Here is an 851-nt window from a genome sequence, read left to right on the forward strand (position 1 = left end):
CTAGGGTCGAAACCCAATCAGGGTATTGAAGGTCCGTAGCAAATCAGATTCCCTGCCGTCGTTTTGGGATGGAGGCGATGATGAGCAGGCTTTTCTGGCTGGATGACGAGGCCTGGGCGGCGATCGAGCCGCACCTCCCGAAGAACCAGCCCGGTGCGCGCAGGGTCGATGATCGCCGAGTGATCAGCGGCATCCTGCATGTGCTGAAGACTGGCTGCCGTTGGCAGGACTGCCCGGCCGAATACGGCCCGTCCACGACGATCTACAACCGCTTCAATCGCTGGTCCGGCCGGCAGCTCTGGAGCCGAATCTTGGACGCTCTCGTTGCCAAGGGCGTGCTTGCGCTGTCGGCGTCGATCGACTCCAGCTACGTGAAGGCGCATCGCTCGGCCCATGGCGGAAAAGGGGGGCGAAGGCGCAAGCCATCGGCCCGTCGCGCGGCGGACAGACCACCAAAATCCATGCAGTGACAGACCTGCTCGGGCGGCCGGCCATTCTGCTGCTGACAGCAGGCAACGTCGCCGATGTCACTATGGCCGGGCCGCTGATGGACGCGGCCGGTCGGGTGCGCTGCCTGATCGCTGACAAGGGCTATGACGCCAACGCGTTGCGCAAACGCCTGCGGGCAGAAGGTGCCGAGGCTGTCATTCCAGGGCGCTCGAACCGGAAGGTGCCGATCGACTACGACAAGGTCCGCTACAAGGGGCGTTGGCGCATCGAGGCAGCCTTCTGCAGGTTGAAGGACTTCCGGCGCGTCGCAACTCGTTACGACAAGCTCGCCCGCAACTTCCTCTCGGCCGTGGCGCTCGCAACCCTCGTCGCGTTCTGGGTCTGAATGAGTCTCGGCCCTA

The 851-nt window shown here is 64.0% G+C and carries 1 pseudogene; it reads left to right on the plus strand.

Annotated elements, in window-relative coordinates:
* Window positions 1–80: 80 nt before the first annotated feature.
* A pseudogene (locus V1479_RS26115) lies at window positions 81–835 on the plus strand (IS5 family transposase).
* Window positions 836–851 lie beyond the last annotated feature (16 nt).

Origin of the sequence: Neoaquamicrobium sediminum (assembly GCF_040970315.1) — a bacterium.
Classification (GTDB): domain Bacteria; phylum Pseudomonadota; class Alphaproteobacteria; order Rhizobiales; family Rhizobiaceae; genus Aerobium; species Aerobium sediminum.